General features: G+C 66.9%; 17 protein-coding genes and 1 tRNA gene. 9 read left to right on the top strand and 9 right to left on the bottom strand.

Features of this window, described 5'->3' with window-relative positions; genetic code table 11:
- Positions 1–47: 47 nt before the first annotated feature.
- On the top strand, positions 48–1,235 hold the full coding sequence (locus Q9R31_RS02830) for an SLC13 family permease (RefSeq protein ID WP_311261213.1): 1,188 nt from the start codon (positions 48–50) through the stop codon (positions 1,233–1,235).
- A gap of 40 nt (positions 1,236–1,275) precedes the next feature.
- On the opposite strand, the gene Q9R31_RS02835 is transcribed toward Q9R31_RS02830, so the two are convergent.
- Entirely contained in the window at positions 1,276–1,680 is a 405-nt protein-coding gene (locus Q9R31_RS02835; RefSeq protein ID WP_311261625.1) for a VOC family protein, read from the bottom strand.
- Positions 1,681–1,869: 189 nt separating this feature from the next.
- Here Q9R31_RS02835 and Q9R31_RS02840 point away from each other — a divergent pair, with 189 nt between their 5' ends.
- Positions 1,870–2,853 carry a 3-methyladenine DNA glycosylase gene (locus tag Q9R31_RS02840; RefSeq protein WP_311261214.1) on the top strand — a complete coding sequence of 328 codons (984 nt, stop codon included), beginning with the start codon at positions 1,870–1,872 and terminating at the stop codon, positions 2,851–2,853.
- Positions 2,854–2,961: 108 nt separating this feature from the next.
- Positions 2,962–3,591, top strand: coding sequence for a hypothetical protein (locus Q9R31_RS02845; protein WP_311261215.1), 630 nt, complete (start codon positions 2,962–2,964; stop codon positions 3,589–3,591).
- On the opposite strand, the gene Q9R31_RS02850 is transcribed toward Q9R31_RS02845, so the two are convergent.
- Positions 3,588–5,264 carry an AMP-binding protein gene (locus Q9R31_RS02850; RefSeq protein WP_311261216.1) on the bottom strand — a complete coding sequence of 559 codons (1,677 nt, stop codon included), beginning with the start codon at positions 5,262–5,264 and terminating at the stop codon, positions 3,588–3,590. The two genes, Q9R31_RS02845 and Q9R31_RS02850, sit on opposite strands and share 4 nt — an antisense overlap.
- 101 nt (positions 5,265–5,365) lie before the next feature.
- Here Q9R31_RS02850 and Q9R31_RS02855 point away from each other — a divergent pair, with 101 nt between their 5' ends.
- On the top strand, positions 5,366–5,644 hold the full coding sequence (locus tag Q9R31_RS02855) for an antibiotic biosynthesis monooxygenase (protein ID WP_311261217.1): 279 nt from the start codon (positions 5,366–5,368) through the stop codon (positions 5,642–5,644).
- A gap of 69 nt (positions 5,645–5,713) precedes the next feature.
- Here the strand turns inward: Q9R31_RS02855 and Q9R31_RS02860 are convergent, their stop codons facing one another.
- Positions 5,714–6,151: a thioredoxin family protein gene (locus Q9R31_RS02860; RefSeq protein WP_311261218.1), complete on the bottom strand. Its 438-nt coding sequence runs from the start codon at positions 6,149–6,151 to the stop codon at positions 5,714–5,716.
- A 92-nt stretch (positions 6,152–6,243) separates the two neighbouring features.
- Positions 6,244–6,798, bottom strand: coding sequence for an acyl-CoA thioesterase (locus Q9R31_RS02865; protein ID WP_311261219.1), 555 nt, complete (start codon positions 6,796–6,798; stop codon positions 6,244–6,246).
- 368 nt (positions 6,799–7,166) lie between these two features.
- On the opposite strand from Q9R31_RS02865, the gene Q9R31_RS02870 reads away from it, so the two are divergent.
- On the top strand, positions 7,167–8,207 hold the full coding sequence (locus Q9R31_RS02870; protein ID WP_311261220.1) for a LysM peptidoglycan-binding domain-containing protein: 1,041 nt from the start codon (positions 7,167–7,169) through the stop codon (positions 8,205–8,207).
- 90 nt (positions 8,208–8,297) lie between these two features.
- Here Q9R31_RS02870 and Q9R31_RS02875 read toward each other — a convergent pair whose 3' ends face one another.
- The 3 genes from Q9R31_RS02875 to Q9R31_RS02885 form a co-directional block, all read right to left on the bottom strand.
- Entirely contained in the window at positions 8,298–8,723 is a 426-nt protein-coding gene (locus Q9R31_RS02875; protein WP_307088626.1) for a CBS domain-containing protein, read from the bottom strand.
- Positions 8,724–8,923: 200 nt separating this feature from the next.
- A tRNA-Tyr gene (locus Q9R31_RS02880) sits at positions 8,924–9,005 on the bottom strand.
- Between the two features lie 167 nt (positions 9,006–9,172).
- On the bottom strand, positions 9,173–9,427 hold the full coding sequence (locus tag Q9R31_RS02885) for a hypothetical protein (protein WP_311261221.1): 255 nt from the start codon (positions 9,425–9,427) through the stop codon (positions 9,173–9,175).
- 186 nt (positions 9,428–9,613) lie between these two features.
- Between Q9R31_RS02885 and Q9R31_RS02890 the strand changes: the two genes are divergently transcribed.
- From Q9R31_RS02890 to efeB, 4 genes are all read left to right on the top strand, one after another.
- Positions 9,614–10,105: a YajQ family cyclic di-GMP-binding protein gene (locus Q9R31_RS02890; protein WP_018769043.1), complete on the top strand. Its 492-nt coding sequence runs from the start codon at positions 9,614–9,616 to the stop codon at positions 10,103–10,105.
- Positions 10,106–10,356: 251 nt separating this feature from the next.
- Positions 10,357–11,217 (top strand): iron uptake transporter permease EfeU, encoded by an 861-nt coding sequence (efeU, locus tag Q9R31_RS02895; RefSeq protein ID WP_311261222.1) that lies wholly within the window; start codon positions 10,357–10,359, stop codon positions 11,215–11,217.
- A gap of 29 nt (positions 11,218–11,246) precedes the next feature.
- Complete coding sequence (gene efeO, locus Q9R31_RS02900) at positions 11,247–12,443, top strand: iron uptake system protein EfeO (protein WP_311261223.1); 1,197 nt, start codon at positions 11,247–11,249, stop codon at positions 12,441–12,443.
- Positions 12,444–12,526: 83 nt separating this feature from the next.
- Positions 12,527–13,816, top strand: a complete 1,290-nt coding sequence (efeB, locus tag Q9R31_RS02905) for an iron uptake transporter deferrochelatase/peroxidase subunit (RefSeq protein ID WP_311261224.1) — start codon at positions 12,527–12,529, stop codon at positions 13,814–13,816.
- 221 nt (positions 13,817–14,037) lie between these two features.
- Here efeB and htpX read toward each other — a convergent pair whose 3' ends face one another.
- Both htpX and Q9R31_RS02915 read right to left on the bottom strand, forming a co-directional pair.
- The gene (htpX, locus tag Q9R31_RS02910; RefSeq protein ID WP_311261225.1) at positions 14,038–14,904 is read right to left on the bottom strand and encodes a zinc metalloprotease HtpX; all 867 of its coding nucleotides are present in this window, start codon (positions 14,902–14,904) and stop codon (positions 14,038–14,040) included.
- 28 nt (positions 14,905–14,932) lie between these two features.
- On the bottom strand, positions 14,933–16,204 hold the full coding sequence (locus Q9R31_RS02915; protein WP_311261226.1) for an MFS transporter: 1,272 nt from the start codon (positions 16,202–16,204) through the stop codon (positions 14,933–14,935).
- Between the last annotated feature and the right edge of the window lie 70 nt (positions 16,205–16,274).

Consider the following 16,274-nt stretch of genomic DNA (forward strand, 5'->3'; position numbering starts at 1 on the left):
ACCGCTTCCTGCGCGCCCTTCCCTGCGCCGGATGCGAGGATAGGCCGGTGAAGCAGTTCGCATGGCTGAAAGCCGCCCGCAGCTACCTGCTGCCCGGCGCAACGCTGGCCGCAGGGACAGCCACCCTTGCCGTCGGTTGGCTTCCCCTCCCCGCGTTCGGGGAGCTGGCTTCCCGCACCATCCCCATCCTGGCCTTCGTGCTGGCGATGTCCCTGGTCACCGAACTGGTGGACGAAGCCGGGCTGTTCAAGGTGCTGACGGACCGGCTGGCCGCCTTCGGCCGTGGCCGGGTCTTTTCCCTCTGGCTGCTGGTGGTGGCGGTGGCGGCGGTGTCCACGGTGTTCCTGTCCCTGGACACGACGGCGGTGCTGGTGACGCCGGTGGTTGTGCTCCTGGCCGTCCATGCCCGGATCCCGCCGCTGCCGTTTGCGCTGACCAGCATCTGGCTGGCCAATACCGCGTCCCTGCTGCTTCCCGTTTCCAACCTGACCAATCTTCTCGCCCAGGACCGGCTGGGCCTGAGCCCGTGGCGTTTTGCGGGGCTGGTGTGGGCCCCCGCCCTGGTTGGCCTGCTGGTCCCCCTTGTCCTGCTATGGCTGGCGTTCCGGCGGGACCTGCACGGAACGTACGGGCCACAGCCTGCGCATCCCGTCCGTGACCGCACCCTGCTGAAGGTTGCCGCCGTCACGCTGCTGGTCCTGCTGCCTGCCCTGGTGTCCGGCGTCCCGGTGCAGTACCCGGCACTGGCAGCCGCCGCCGTCCTCCTGGTGGTCTTCCTGCGGCGCCGGGCGTCCGTCCTGCGGTGGGCCATGGTTCCCTGGCGGCCGCTGATGCTGACGGTGGGCCTGTTCATGCTCATGGAAGCACTGCACGCGCATGGCCTGACCCCACTGCTCGCGGGAGTGGCCGGCTCCGGTGAGAGCCTGCCAGCGCTCCTGCAGTTGGCCTGGCTGGGGGCCGGTGCTGCCAACGCCGCCAACAACCTGCCCGCCTACCTGGCACTGGAACCCGTGGCGGGGTCCCCGGCCAGGCTCGCGGCACTGCTTATAGGGGTGAACCTCGGTCCGCTGGTGACCCCGTGGGCTTCGCTGGCCACGCTGCTGTGGCATGAGCGGCTGCGGGTGCTGAATGTCCCCATCAGGTGGGGCGGGTTCGCCCTGGCGGGCCTTGTCGCCGTGGTGCTGACGTTGCCGCTGGCCGTCCTGGCGCTCTGGCTGGTTTCCGGCATGCCATGAGCCGTCCCCGCAGGCAAAGTCGTCCCCGCAGGCGACGCCGTCAAGCGCCTTGGCGTTGTTCGCCTTCCGCCGGCAGGTTCTCCCAGAGTCCCAGCACGTTGCCTTCGGGATCCTTGAAGTACGCCGTGTAGCCCATGCCGGGGATCTCGTTTTTGGGCACGACCACTGACCCGCCCAACTCCTCCACGCTCTTGAGGGTCGCGTTGATGTCCGGAACGTCCACGGTGATGACGGGGCTGGTGATCTGTCCCTCCCTGGCCATCATTCCGCCGTTGATGGCGCCCGCGGACACGGGCTGCCCGGCGTCGTCCATGGCCGTGGTGATGACCATGCTGTAGTCCATGCCCGGCACCGGTTCTATCTGCCAACCCAGCGCTTCCTGGTAGAACTTCCTGGCCCGCTTCTGGTCGTCTGCCGGGATTTCGAAATGCACTACTCCGCCCATCGTGGCCCTCCTGCCGCGTCCGTGGTTGCGGTGCAGTTGGTTCCGCGCCACAGAGTGGATTCTAGGTTTTGCCCACCCGGCGAATTAGGGCCTTTGTACCTTTTGCTTCCGGCCGTCTTCCTCCTCGAAGTGGACCCCGGGTCCGCCGGTTGTCCCGCCGCTGTCAGTGGTCCGTGGGACCATGAAGATATGACGATCGCAGAGGCACCTCCCCGGCTTGCAGCCGCGGCCGACGTGTCCCTCCGGTGGTATCCGGAGGCCCCCTACAGCCTCTCCCGCACGCTGGGGCCCCTCCTGCGCGGCAACAGCGATCCTTCCTTCTGCGTCCAGGGCGATGTCATCTGGAATGCGTTTACGACGCCGGCTGGTCCGGCAACCATGCGGCTCGCCCCGGCGGGCGGCGAAGCAGGCGGACCCTTGGTGGACATCCAGGCGTGGGGTCCCGGTGCCGCCGCCGCGGTCAACGCAGCGCCCCGGCTCCTGGGGGCCGACGACGACTGGCGGGCTTTCGATCAACCGTCCTTCCACGCCACCCTGCCCCGCATGGTCCAGGAGGCCCGGCGGCGCAGCCTGGCGCTCCGGCTGCCTTCGAGCGGCCGGATGGTGGACCAGCTGGTGCCGATCATCCTGGAGCAAAAGGTGACGGTTATTGAGGCACGGCGCGCCTACCGCTACCTGGTGCACCGCTACGGAACCCCGGCACCGCCGGCCGGAACGTCCACCCCGGCCGGGCTGGTGGTGGCACCAACGGCAGCCCAGTGGCTGCAGATTCCCAGCTGGGAGTGGCACAAGGCCGGCGTGGGGCCCCAGCGTTCGGCCACCGTCGTGCGCGCGCTGCGCTCCGCCGCCGCGCTTGAACGGCTCGCCGCGCTGCCGGCCGCGAAAGCTGCGGAGAAGATGCAGGTCATTCCAGGCATTGGGGTCTGGACCGCCGCCGAGGTGGTACAGCGCACCCACGGCTGCCCGGACTCGATTTCGGTGGGCGACTACCACCTTGCCGCCTATGTGGGGGCCGCGCTGACCGGACGCCGGACCGACGACGCCGGAATGCTGCGGCTGCTGGAACCCTGGCGGGGACACCGGCAGCGCGTGGTCCGGATGATCCAGGCCACCGGTTTCCGGAAGCCCACCTTCGGCCCGCGGATGACCATCCAGGACCACCGGGGACACTGAACTCCCGGGATCCCGCCGAACAAACGCTTGACCCGGTTGGCAATGGGTACGGCCCCAGTAAGCGCGTCCGGCGAGGCGGACGGCTCCACCATGACCGAGGGGATTCCCATGAGCACCAATCCAGGCAGCACCAACCACGCCGGCGCGGAATCGGCGGACGTGGACCCCACCGGGCAGGATCCGAGCGCCACGGATCCCATGGCAGATGAGAAGGTCCGGCTCCAGCTGGCCATCTTCGAGGTCACGCGCGACGCCGGCGGCAAGAGCCTCAGCGAAATCCGGGAGATGCTGCTCGCCGCCTTTTCCCGCCACGGCGTGGAGCCGCCACCCGGCACCTGGGTGGAGTCGGTGGCTTCGTCGGCGTTCTACGGTGAGCCCTACATCGTGGACCTCAACGCAGCGGTGGCAGCGGACGCTGTGGTGCCGGCGCCTAACGACGACGTCCGGGACCGGCTCGCCTCCCGGCGTGAGCTCCAGGAGGAGAAGCTCCCGGCCGGGATTTTTCCTGCTTCGGACGAGTGGAGCGTTCCGGGCGGCGAAAATGCCGGCGGCAGCACCCGCACGTCATCGCTGGGGACGCTGACCAGGTGGGAAAGTGGCGCCATCCTGGCCCTGGCCGCGCTGGCGGCGGCCGCCGTCGTGGCCGTCATAGCAGTCCGGGCAGGCACAGGCCGTGCAGGCACACTCCGGGCGGCCACAATCCGGCCGGGCAAGGGCCGGGATGGAGTGAACTCCTAAAGTCCCAGCCGGGCCACTGCTTCCTCGCGCATCTGGACCTTGCGGATCTTGCCCGAGACCGTCATGGGGAAACTTTCGCGGACCTCCACGTAACGCGGGATCTTGTAGTGGGCCAGCCGCCCCCGGCAATACTCCGCGAGCGTCCCGGCGTCCAGCGGCGCGGCACCCGGCTTGAGGATGATGCAGGCCATCAGTTCCTCGCCGTATTTGGGATCCGGGACTCCGATCACCTGCACGTCCTGGATCGCGGGGTGGGTGTAAAGGAACTCCTCGATTTCGCGCGGGTAGATGTTTTCGCCGCCCCGGATCACCATGTCCTTGATCCGGCCTTCCACCACCACGTAGCCGTCGTCGTCCATCCGGGCAAGGTCGCCGGTGTGCATCCAGCCGTCGGCGTCGATGGCTTCGGCCGTCTTGTCAGGCTGGTTCCAGTACCCTGCCATGACGGCGTAGCCCCGGGTGCAGAGCTCGCCGATCTGCCCGCGCTCCAGCTCCTCCCCGGTGGCGGGATCCACGATCCGGCTCTCCAGTTGCGGCATGGTCCGGCCCACGGTCTCGGTGCGCTGCTGGAGGGTGTCGCCCTTGCGGGTCATGGTGGAGACGGGCGAGGTTTCGGTCATGCCGTAGCAGATGGCCACGTCCACCATGTGCATCTCCGAAATCACCCGGTTCATCACCTCGATGGGGCACAGCGACCCGGCCATCACACCGGTCCGGAGCGTGGACAGGTCATAGGAGCCGAAGTCGGGCAGCGCGAGCTCGGCGATGAACATGGTGGGAACCCCGTACAGGGAGGTCCCGGCAAAGTCCTGCACTGCCTCAAGCGCGGCCGCGGGCGAGAAGCCGCGCCCCGGGATGATGGTGGCGGCGCCGTGGCTGAGCGCATTGAGGTTGCCGATCACCATGCCGAAGCAGTGGTAGAACGGCACGGGAATGACCACGCGGTCCCGTTCGGTGTAGCCCAGCAGCTCCCCAATGGCGTAGCCGTTGTTCAGGATGTTGTGGTGCGTGAGCGTGGCACCTTTGGGAAATCCGGTGGTGCCGGACGTGTACTGCAGGTTGATGGGATCGTGCGGGTGGAGTTCGGCCATGCGGGCCTTCAGGGCAGCGTGGCCGACGTCGTCCGCCCGCTTGAGCAGTTCGGTGTACGGAAGTTCGGCGTCACTTTGGGGGCTGCCGGCCGTCAGCCCGTCCAGGCCGTGGTCCGGCAGGAAGACGAGCTCGCGCAGGTCCGGGCTGGTCAGGAGTGCCTGGCGCGCCATGGCCACGTAATCGCTGGTGTTGTCCGACGGCGCCGTAAACAGCATGCGCATGCCGTTCTGCTTGACCACGAATTCGAGTTCATGGCTGCGGTAGGCAGGGTTGACGTTGACCAGGATGGCCCCGGCTTTGGCGGTGGCGTACTGCAGCAGCGTCCACTCGGCGCAGTTGGGGCTCCAGATGCCCACCCGTTCCCCCTTTGCGATGCCCAGGGCGAGGAGCGCACGCGCCAGCCGGTCGACGTCGTCATTCATTTTTGTGTAGCTCCAGCGGCGTGCATCGGCGCCCGGCACCGGAGCGGCCTCAATCAGGGCGTCATGGAGGGGAAACTGGGCGGCCACCCGCTCAAAGTTTGCACCAATGGTTTCCTCCAGGAGCGGGACGTCAGTGTCCCCGGCTGTGTAAGCACGCATGATGGCACGCTACCAACAGGACCCCGGCAGGAGAAGGAGGACAGGCGGGAAACGGACGCAAAACAACGGAGCGGCACCGCAGCCCCGGTATTGTGAAATTCATGAGTGCACCCATTGATCTGATAGCAACGTTCATCCCCAACGACGGCGAGTTCTTCCGCGTCAAGCTGGCCCTGGAAATCGCGATCGATGAGGTGGTCAACGAGCAAGGCTGCATCCGTTACGAGCTGACCGACGCCACGGAGGACAAGCTGGTCCTGACCGAACAGTGGGCGTCCGAGGAGGACCTGGACAAGCATTCCAAGGGCACCGCCGTGCAGGACCTGAACGAATCGCTCAGCGCGCTGCTGGCCGAACCGGTCAAGGTGGAACGCGTCTGAGGCAGCCTTAACCCAAAGAATGCGGGACCTCCAGTGGGAGGTCCCGCATTCTTCGCGTTTAACCGGGTCTTAGAAGTCGGGGATCTGTGTGCCGTCCTGGGTGCTGTCCCGGGAACCGGCAGGCTGGCCGGCCGCGGCGGCTGCTTCCTCACGCTGACGGGCTACATGGGCGTGGACCTCGTCCATGTCCAGCGCCTTCACCGCGTCAACCACCTGTTCCAGCTGCTGCGCGTTCAGGGCGCCGGGCTGCGAGAACACCAGCACCTTTTCGCGGAAGGCCATCAGCGTGGGGATGGAGGTGATGCCCGCCTCCGCCGCGAGCTGCTGCTCCGCTTCGGTGTCCACCTTAGTGAAGAGGACGTCGGGGTGCTTCTCCGAGACTGCTGAGTATGTGGGGCCGAACTGCTTGCAGGGGCCGCACCATTCTGCCCAGAAATCGACCAGGACAATGTCGTTGCCTTCGATCGTGGATGCGAACTGTTCACCTGTGATGTCGAGGGTAGCCATGTGTCCACGCTACGCGCCACGGCCGCGGCTGTCGCCCGTGTTCGCTCCCCGCGTCATCGGGAATAAGGGAGGAACGACGCCGGCAGGCGGGGTCAGCGGACGGCGTTCCACAGGTGCGGGGCGGGGGTGCGGCTGCCGGGGAGGGCGCTTGAAGCGCGCCACTCGTGGATCCATTCGGGGAGCACCAGGTCCGCGGGCGGGGTCCCGAACTCGGCCATGATGTCCTCCTGGCTGACCGGGCCGGCCTTGGTGACCAGCCGGGTGGCGATGTAGGCACGTGCGTAAATTTCGCCGTCGGCCACCATGCGCTGCTCGAAGAAGATCGCCTTCGTGTCCAGCCCAATGATGTGGGTCTCGATGGTGTAGTCCTGCCACAGCTGAAGGGATTTGCGGAAGGATATGGTTTCCGCCGACACCACCGGGGTCCAGCCGCGGCCGCGCATCCGCTTCCAGACCCCGCTGCGCACCAGAAGGTCGAACCGGCCCAGGTCCATCAGGGACAGGTACATGCCGTTGTTCACGTGCATGGCAATGTCGATGTCCGTGGGCAGGACGCGCAACGGCAGGGATGACGGGTCCCAGACGGTCAGCGGCGGGCGCCGGGCGGAACGGATGAGCATGAGCAGTGTTCTCAGGAGCAGGTGCATGCCCTAATGTTACCCGCCAGTAACATGCTCCAAGTATTGGACCTCACGCGGTTGAGTAGGTTCGCTGCCTCGGGCGGGTAGCGGCCCCTGAAACTCGGGTAATTCCTACTGGTGCCCCGGCCTTGGCCGGTTCCTAGACTCGGGATTCCTAGGACCAACACGCACTGGCAGGTCCCCCGGGTGGCTTCCGGAAATTCCTGCCTTCACACGGAGTTCCGCATTTTCTGGGTATGCGGATGCTTCCAACCTGTGCCGCCTGCGGCTCCGGCAGCTGCCGGAGCCGGCGGTGCAATGACTTCTCCATCCGTCCGGCGCACCGGCGTGCAACAGCACGACCTGGCTGGACCGAACCCAGATGGGCCAATTCCATGAACCAGCCTTTCCTTCCCTCCCCCGACGGCAGCAGCAGAAGCTTCGCCACAGACGAACCGCGAACAGACCTCAACACCGGCCGGCCGGTCATCAGCAACAAGCTATGGGCCGGGATGGCCACGGCAGCCGTGGTGGCCGCGGTGGGCGTGGGCGCATTGGCCGCTCCGCCCGCTACCCTCAGCGGAGGCACGACGGCGGCCGCACAGGTCGCAGAGGCCGCCGCACCGCCGTCGCCAAGCGCCGCAGCCGGATCAACCACGGATGCCGGGGCAGCCGGCCAAAGCGATCCGGGTGCGGTGGCGGCGGTCGCGGCCCAGGCTGCCGCGCCGGTCGCCGAAGCAGCGCCTGCCCCCGCGCCGGCAACGGCTGAACCTGCACCGGCCGCACCAGCACCGGAACCTGCGCCTGCACCGGCGCCCGAACCTGCCGGTGACCCCAACCTGTACACAGTGGCATCAGGCGACACGGTGGGCGCGATTGCCGCCAGCCATGGCGTGGATATGAACGCCATGCTCGCGGCCAACGGGCTCAGTGCCTACAGCACCATCTACCCTGGCCAGACACTCGTGTTGACCGGCCCGCCCGTCGCGGTGGCCGCACCTGCACCGGCACCGGCTGCGGCGCCTGCCCCTGCCGCCGCCGCGGCACCGGCTCCGGCTCCGGCTGCAGCACCGGCACCGGCTCCGGTCTTCGTGCCCGCAGCACCTGCAATCCGGACCATTTATGTTGCAGGCTCCGGCGGCCAGTCCATGGTTGACGCCTGCATCGGGCCCATCCACTACACGCCCAATGACGGCTACTCACTCTTCATCACCGAGCACGATTTCTGCGGCGGGTGGGCCAGGTTCTCCGGGATCGGCGTGGGTGAGACGGTGAGCATCCCGGGCTATGGAACCTTCACGGTGACTGGTCGCGGGACGGTCCCCAACCCCGGAACCACCAATGACGTGATTGGTGTCTTCGGCGGTTTCCCCCGGGCGATCCTGCAGACCTGCATCCCGGGCACCAGCCAAATGCTCCTGATCGCACTGAACTGATTGCACTGAACTGAAATTTCCAAAGCTTGTCCGCGGGTCCGAACCTTCAAGGGGTGGATCCGCGGACAAGGCCATGCTGAGCTGCCGGCGCTACACCCCGTGGCGCTCCGAGATGTGCTCCACCAGTTCGCCCACGCGCTGTTCGGAGTAGTTGCGCGCAATGTCGCCCTGGCTGATGATGCCCACCAGCTTGTGGTCGGAGATCACCGGAAGCCTGCGGATCTGGTGCTTTTCCATCATGTCGATGGCTGCATCGACATTGGCGTCGGCGTCGACGCAGTACGGCTTGCCGGAGGCGAGGTCGCGGGCCATCATCTGGCCCGGGTCACGGCCGGCGGCGACGCACTTGAGCACAATGTCGCGGTCGGTGATCATGCCCTTCAACTTGCCGTCATCCCCGCAGATGGGAAGGGCGCCGCAGTCGAGGTCCATCATCATCCGGGCGGCGTCCACAAGGGACTCGCTTTCACGGATACATCGCGCATCCGTGGTCATGAATTCGCGTACAGCACTCATTGAATCCTCCTTCATCGATGGAATTATCGACGCAGGGCATCGAGGCAGGTGCGCCGATCCTGCCAGACTACGCCCGCACCAACACGGTGTCGACGGCGGTTTGGCACTGTTTGCAGCCGGCCCACTGCCCGCCGGGGGACACAAAAAGGGGACACGAAAAAGCCTCCGGAACCTGGTGGTTCCGGAGGCTTTTCGTTGGGTGGCAGATGAGGGATTCGAACCCCCGTAGGCGTTGCCAGCTGATTTACAGTCAGCCCCCTTTGGCCGCTCGGGTAATCTGCCGAACTTCAAAAGAAGTACCCGCTGATGCAGTGTTCGGAGCGTCCGTTTCCGGTCCGTTCCGCTTCAGTAACCGCGGGCAAGACAACTTTACAGAACTTCCGCCGAAGAATCGAATCGGGCCTCGGACTGCCGGAAAAGCCTTGAAACGGCGGTGGGAAACGGCCGGTTCAGGCCTCGCCCAGGATGCGTCCGGCGAGCTTGGCCTCGAAGCTCTGGGCCTGCTCCTCGGTGATCTGGTTCAACTGCACCGCCCTTTGAAGGTCTGCCCGCACTCCGTCCATGCGGGAGGAGGCGTCTGCCACCGGGCTGAGAATGATAGAGGCGGCCACTGCTGCTGCCGCCACCGTGGTCGCCGCCGTGGCCACCGCCCCGGCTGCTGCTGTTGTGGTCCGGGTGACATAACGGGCGGCTTTGCGGTGCATGGGGGTTCCCTTCGGACTGCAGTACAACTGGTCCAACTCTGTCCAGCGCTCCTTCGTTCCCCCGGTGCGTCCGCTGAGAGGGAACTGTGAATAAGCGGCCCCCACCGGCCGGGGCATCCGTACTAGGCTTAATGGCAGTGATCCGGCCCTGTCCCCGCGCAGGGCTCCCATCAACAAAGGAGAGTCATGGCAGGCGAGTCAACGTTCGACGTCGTAAGCAAAGTGGACAAGCAGGAAGTGGCCAACGCGCTCAACCAGGCCCAGAAGGAACTCGCCCAGCGCTACGACTTCAAGGGCGTCGGCGCCGAGGTGGACTTCAGCGGCGAGAAGATCCTCATGAAGGCCAACTCCGAGGAACGCGTCCTGGCCGTCCTGGATGTACTCCAGTCCAAGCTGATCCGCCGCGGGATTTCACTGAAGTCGCTGGACACCGGCGAACCCTACGCATCCGGCAAGGAGTTCCGCCTGGAAGCCTCCATCAAGGAAGGCATTGCCCAGGACCTGGCCAAGAAGATCAACAAGCTGATCCGCGACGAGGCACCCAAATCGGTCAAATCGCAGATCCAGGGCGATGAACTGCGCGTTTCCTCCAAATCCCGCGACGACCTGCAGGCCACCATGGCCTTGCTCAAGGACTTCGAGGAAGCCGACCTGCAGTTCGTGAACTTCCGCAGCTAACCCTCCCCCCGCCGTCGTATTCGACGCGGAGAGTTTCCACCGCCAGGCCTAAAGGCCGGCGCACCCGACACATCGGGGGCGCCGGCCTTTTTGCGTGTCGCTGTCTGGCCGTGCCCATCGGGAAACCGACAGTTCCGCGGGGGCGTAACGAATGCTCAATTAGAGCACGTTTGGTTTGCGTAATAGCCGGCGCCGGGTAACCTCTTCTTTAGGCCTGCCTAAGTAAGGCTTACCTGAGCGAAAGAACATCCATGACTGCCAACTTCCTGATCGGCCTGCGCGAAGGACTCGAAGCCACCCTGGTGGTGGTCCTCCTCATGGCATACCTGGCCAAGACGGGCCGCCGCCACCTCATTCCCAGGCTCTGGACAGGCGTTGCGGCGGCGGTGGCCGTTTCCGTTGGTTTCGGTGCCCTCCTGACCTTCGGCCCCAAGGGGCTCACCTTTGAGGCGCAGGAAGCGATCGGCGGCGGCCTCTCCATCCTCGCCGTCGGCCTTGTGACGTGGATGGTCTTCTGGATGGCCCGTACGGCGCGGACCCTCGGAAGCGACCTGAAATCGCGTATTGACCGGTCCGCCGGCGGAACCGGCTGGGGCCTGGCCGTGGTGGCTGCCATTGCCGTGGGGCGTGAAGGCCTGGAAACAGCGCTCTTCCTCTGGGCGGCTGCCAAGGCCACGGGTGAATCCACCCAGCCGCTGGTCGGCGCCCTGCTGGGCCTGGCAGCTGCCGCCGGCCTCGGCTACCTGCTGCACCGCGGCGTCCTGAAGGTCAACCTTTCCCGCTTTTTCACCTGGACCGGCGCGGCCCTGGTCATCATCGCGGGCGGTGTCCTGTCCTACGGCATCCATGACCTCCAGGAGGCCCGCCTCCTTCCGGGGCTGCACTCCCTGGCGTTCGATATCAGCGCCGCGGTCCCGCCGTCGTCCTGGTACGGCACCCTGCTCAAGGGGACCCTGAATTTCTCCCCGGCCACCACCTGGCTGGAAGCTGCCGCATGGCTCCTGTACGTGGTGCCCGTGCTGTTCTTCTACCTGCGCACAAGCCGCAAATCCCCGGCCGGCGCCGCCGCTTCCGGCACCAACGCTGCTGTCAAAGCCACAGTGGCCGCCTGACCCCCTCCACCCGCACAAAGGAATCCCCCATGCCTGGCTTCACCCTGCCCAAAACCACCCGCGTCACTCCCCTGGCGAAGACCGCATCCCTGGCTGCCGCCGTCGTCGCCGTCCCACTGCTCCTTGCCGGCTGCACGGACAACACCAAAGCCGCGGATACCTCGGGGGGCGTTATCGAGGTTGTCAGTTCGACCACCGATTGCAAGGTGTCCACCGCCAGCGTGCCCAGCGGCAACCTCAACTTCTCGGTGAAGAATGAAGGCACCGAAGTCACGGAGTTCTACGTCCTGGCGGCAGACGGACTCCGCATCCTGGGCGAGGTGGAGAACATCGGGCCGGGCCTGACCCGCAACCTGGTGGTCACCGCCCCGGCCGGTACGTACACAACCGCGTGCAAGCCCGGCATGGAAGGCGACGGGATCAGGGGAGCGCTGGAAGTCACCCAGTCCGGAAGCCAGCCGTCGGCTGACACGGACTTCCAGCACCTCCTGGACACTGCCACCGCCCAGTACGCGGCCTATGTGAAGGACCAAAGCGAGCAGCTGCTCAGCGGCACGGAACAGTTCGCCGCCGCCTTCGCGGCCGGCAATACCGCGCAGGCCCGTGACCTGTATGCCGCAACCCGCCAGCACTGGGAACGGATTGAGCCGGTGGCGGAGTCCTTCGGGGACCTCGACCCCCAGCTCGACGCCCGGGAAGCCGACCTTGAACCCGGCCAGGAGTGGACCGGCTGGCACCGCGCCGAAAAGGACCTCTTCCCGCCCGCGGAGTACACCGCCATGACCCCGGCGGAGCGGTCCGCCATCGCTGACCGCATGGTGGCCGACACCAAGGACCTCGTGGAACGCACGAAGACCCTGGACTTCACCGCGGATGCGCTGGGCAACGGCGCCAAGGAACTGCTGGACGAGGTGGCCACCGGAAAGGTGACCGGGGAAGAGGAAATCTGGTCGCACACTGATCTGTGGGACTTCCAGGCGAACGTCGACGGCGCCCGCATCGCCTTTGAGAACCTCAAGCCCGCCCTTCAGCAGAAGGACGCGGCGCTGGCCGCATCCCTGGACGAGAAGTTCGCCGCGCTACAGGCCGAACTTGCCACCCACGCGCAGGGCCCGGGATTCACCTCCTACGACAAGCTGGGCCCCGAGCAGGTCCAGCGGCTCGCCTCACTGGTGGACGCGCTCGGGGAACCGCTGTCCCGGCTGACAGCGGCCGTGGTCCTGTGACCGGGTGCCCGTTTGGCGGCCGCCCGCCGGAGGCCTCGGGGCCGGACGGAGCTGCCGTTTCCGCTGACCCGGCGCCGGCTGGCATGGACAGGGAACAGCCGACGGCGGGAGCGCGCCTGAGCAGGCGCGGCCTGTTTGGCATCGCCGGACTGGGCGGTGCGGCCGCCGGTATGGCCGCCGGCTTCCTGGGCCACGACGCCGTGGCCGCCTCTGCCTCACCGCCGGCTGCGGACAGCCTGGTGGTCCCCTTCCACGGCGACCACCAGTCGGGCATCACCACCCCCGCCCAGGACCGCCTGCACATGGCAGCGTTCGACGTCACCACCACCAAACGGGACGAACTGATTCAGCTGCTCAAGGACTGGACCAAGGCTGCGGAGGCGCTGACCGCTGGGCGTCCCGCCGGGGCAACGGGTGCCGTGGACGGGCCGTACGGGGCTCCGCCCGAGGACACCGGCGAAGCGTTGGACCTCAATGCCGGCAAGCTGACCTTGACGTTCGGGTTCGGGGCAAGCCTGTTCGAAAAGGATGGGGCGGCCCGCTTCGGCCTCGACGGCCGCCGGCCCGAGGCGCTGATCGACCTGCCGCATTTTCCCGGCGACGACCTGGATCCGGCCCGCAGCGGCGGCGACCTGGTGGTCCAGGCCTGCGCGGATGACCCTCAGGTGGCAGTGCACGCCATCCGGAACCTGGCCAGGATCGGATTCGGGAAGGTCCGGATCCGCTGGTCCCAGCTGGGCTTTGGCCGGACATCGTCCACCTCCCGGGCGCAACAGACCCCGCGCAACCTGTTCGGGTTCAAGGACGGCACCAACAACCTCAAGGTCGAGGATGAGCAGTTGCTGGACCAGCACGTGTGGGCCCACGCCGCGCGGCCCCAGGACGCCTGGATGGCCGGCGGCAGTTACCTGGTGGCCCGCCGGATCCGGATGCACATCGAAATCTGGGACCGCACGTCACTGGGCGAGCAGGAAGCCCTGGTCGGCAGGACCAAAGGCACCGGGGCCCCGCTGTCCGGCGGTGAAGAGTTCACGGACCCCGACTTTAATCGGCAGGGCCGCGGCGGCAAACCGCTGATCCCGCTGGATTCGCATGTGCGGATGGCCCACCCCAGCCACAACAACGGGGTCCGGATGCTGCGCCGGGGCTACAACTACACCGACGGTTCGGACGGCGTGGGCCACCTCGATGCCGGGCTGTTCTTCATCGCTTTCGTCACCGATCCGCGGACGCATTACGTGCCCATGCAGATGGCGATGGCGAAAGGCGACACCTTGGCTGTTGAGTACCTGAAGCACACGGGTTCCGGCCTGTTCGCCGTCCCCGGCGGCGTGAAGCCGGGCGGCTTCATCGGCGACGGCCTCTTCACTTAGGGCGGCCGCCCAAGCCCGCGGCGGCCAACCCGCGCCCCGCCGTCGTTTTCGACGCGCAAAAGGCAAACCGCTGCGCAGGTTCCCTGACGCACCCGAAATACCAGAGGCGCCACGGAATCTGCGCAGCGAGATTGAAGGTGCGGGTCGCCGGGCGGAGGCCGGGCCGCTGGTGGAGGCAGGGCGTCGCCGCGCAGGCGTCCGACGCCGTGCGCCCGGCAATGCTACAGCTGCCTGCCGGCCATCCGCTCCAGCCGCGCAATCCGGTCCCGCATGGGCGGGTGGGTGGCGAACAGTTTGTTCATCGCACCGCCGCGGAACGGGTTGGCGATCATCAGGTGCGAGGCATTGACCAGCCGCTGGTCGTGGGGCAGCGGCACAATGCTGACGCCGCGCTCAATCTTGGCCAGGGCTGAGGCGAGCGCCAGCGGATCACCCGTGAGCTGCGAACCGTCCTCGTCGGCGTCGTACTCCCTGGTGCGGGAGATGGCCATCTGGATCAGCGACGCCGCGAACGGCGCCAACAGTGCCATGGCGATCATGGCCAGCGGGTTGGTGTTGCGCCGGTCACCGCCGCCGAAGAACAGCAGCATCTGCCCCACCGACGTGATGACACCGGCGACGGCGGCGGCCACCGATGAGGTGAGGATGTCCCGGTTGTAGACGTGCATGAGTTCGTGCCCCAGGACGCCGCGGAGTTCGCGGGTATCCAGGAGCTGCAGGATGCCCTCGGTGCAGCAGACTGCGGCATTCCGGGGGTTGCGGCCGGTGGCGAACGCGTTGGGGTTCATGGTGGGCGAAACATAGATGCGGGGCATGGGCTGGCTGGCCCGCATCGAAAGCTCACGGACAATCTGGTAAAGCTGTGGCGCCTGCGCTTCGGACACTGGGAAGGCCTGCATGGAACGGATGGCGATTTTGTCACTGTTCCAGTAGCCGTAGAATGTGGTGGCGACGCCGATCAGGGCCATGATCCAGATAGGGGCCGAGCTGCGGGTCCCCACCCCGATGAGCCCGCCAAGGCCCAGCAGCACCGCCCACAGCACCCCGAACAGTGCCGCGGTCTTGAGCCCGTTGTGATGTTTGTGCACGTTTCCTCCTCAGTAAAGGAACGGCCCGCTAGGGAACCGGGTTCCGCGCATCGTACGTCCGGAAGCCCGGCTGCAGTTTCGCCGCCAGCCACGCCCCCGCGATGCACAGCACTCCACCCAGCAGCAGGACCCAGCCCTCATTCAGAACCCTGGTCGCTCCTCCGGCCAGCAGGTCACCGATCCGGGGGCCGCCGGCCACCACCACGATGAACACGCCCTGCAGCCGGCCGCGGAGGTGGTCGGGGGCCGCGGCCTGCAGGATGGTGTTGCGGAAGACGCTGCTGATGGAGTCGGCGATGCCGGCAAGGCCACAGCAGATGGCCGCAGGCAGCAGCCACAGGGTCACCGCCCCGCCCGGCGCGGGGCCGGCCAGCAGCACCACCAGGCCGAACGCCCCAATGGAGGCACCCCAGCCCATCACGGAAATGACGACGGCGGTGCCTTGGCGGCGCACGCTGCCCAGCGGGCCGGAGAAGAGGCCGGCAAGGAAAGCGCCGACGGCGGTGCAGGCCAGCAGGATGCCGACGGTTGCCTCGCCGCCGCCGATCATGAGGGCCGCGACGGCGGGCAGCAGCGCCCGCGGCTGGGCAAGGACCATGGCCACGAGGTCGATGATGAAGGTCATGCGCAGGTTGGGCCGGGTGCCCAGGAAGCGGAAGCCCTCGATGACGGAGCGGATGCCCACCTTGGTCCGGCCACCGGTGGGTGGCATGGGTGGCAGCCGGTAGACAGCCCACAGGACGAAGGCAAAGCTCACGAAGTCGATGGTGTAGGTCCAGCCGAATCCGAGCCACGCCACCAGGAGGCCGGCCAGCAGCGGCCCCGCGGTCATGGCAAGGCCGAGGGTCAGCATACTCAGTGCGTTGGCGGCCGGCAGGAGTTCCTTGCGGATGAGCATGGGGATAATGGCGCTGCGTGCCGGCTGGTTGATGGCCTGCGCCCCGCTTTGCAGCGCCACCAGCAGGTACAGCACCCACACGTTCCCGAGCTGGATCCAGGCCTGCAGCGCGATGAGGCCGGTGGTCAGCCACAGCACGGTGGTGGCCAGCAGGGCGATGCGCCTGCGGTCGTGGGCGTCGGCGATGGAACCGCCCATCAGGCCGCCCACCACCAGGGGAACCAGCGCGAAGATGCCCAGCAGGCCCACATAAAAGCTGTCCTGCGTCAGGCGGTATACCTCGAGGCTTACAGCCACCAGGGTGAGTTGGCTTCCGACGGCGGAGACTGCCGATCCGAGCCACATCCGGCGGAATGCGGGGCTTTCCCTGAGCGGCGCGACATCGGCAAGTAATTTCCCCACCCCGTAACAGTAATGGGCGACACGATGAGGTTAGTCCTACCTTATTGTGAGTTGCTAAAAATAAGTGTTT

The sequence above is a fragment of the Pseudarthrobacter sp. BRE9 genome (genome assembly GCF_031844305.1).
Classification (GTDB): Bacteria; Actinomycetota; Actinomycetes; order Actinomycetales; family Micrococcaceae; genus Arthrobacter.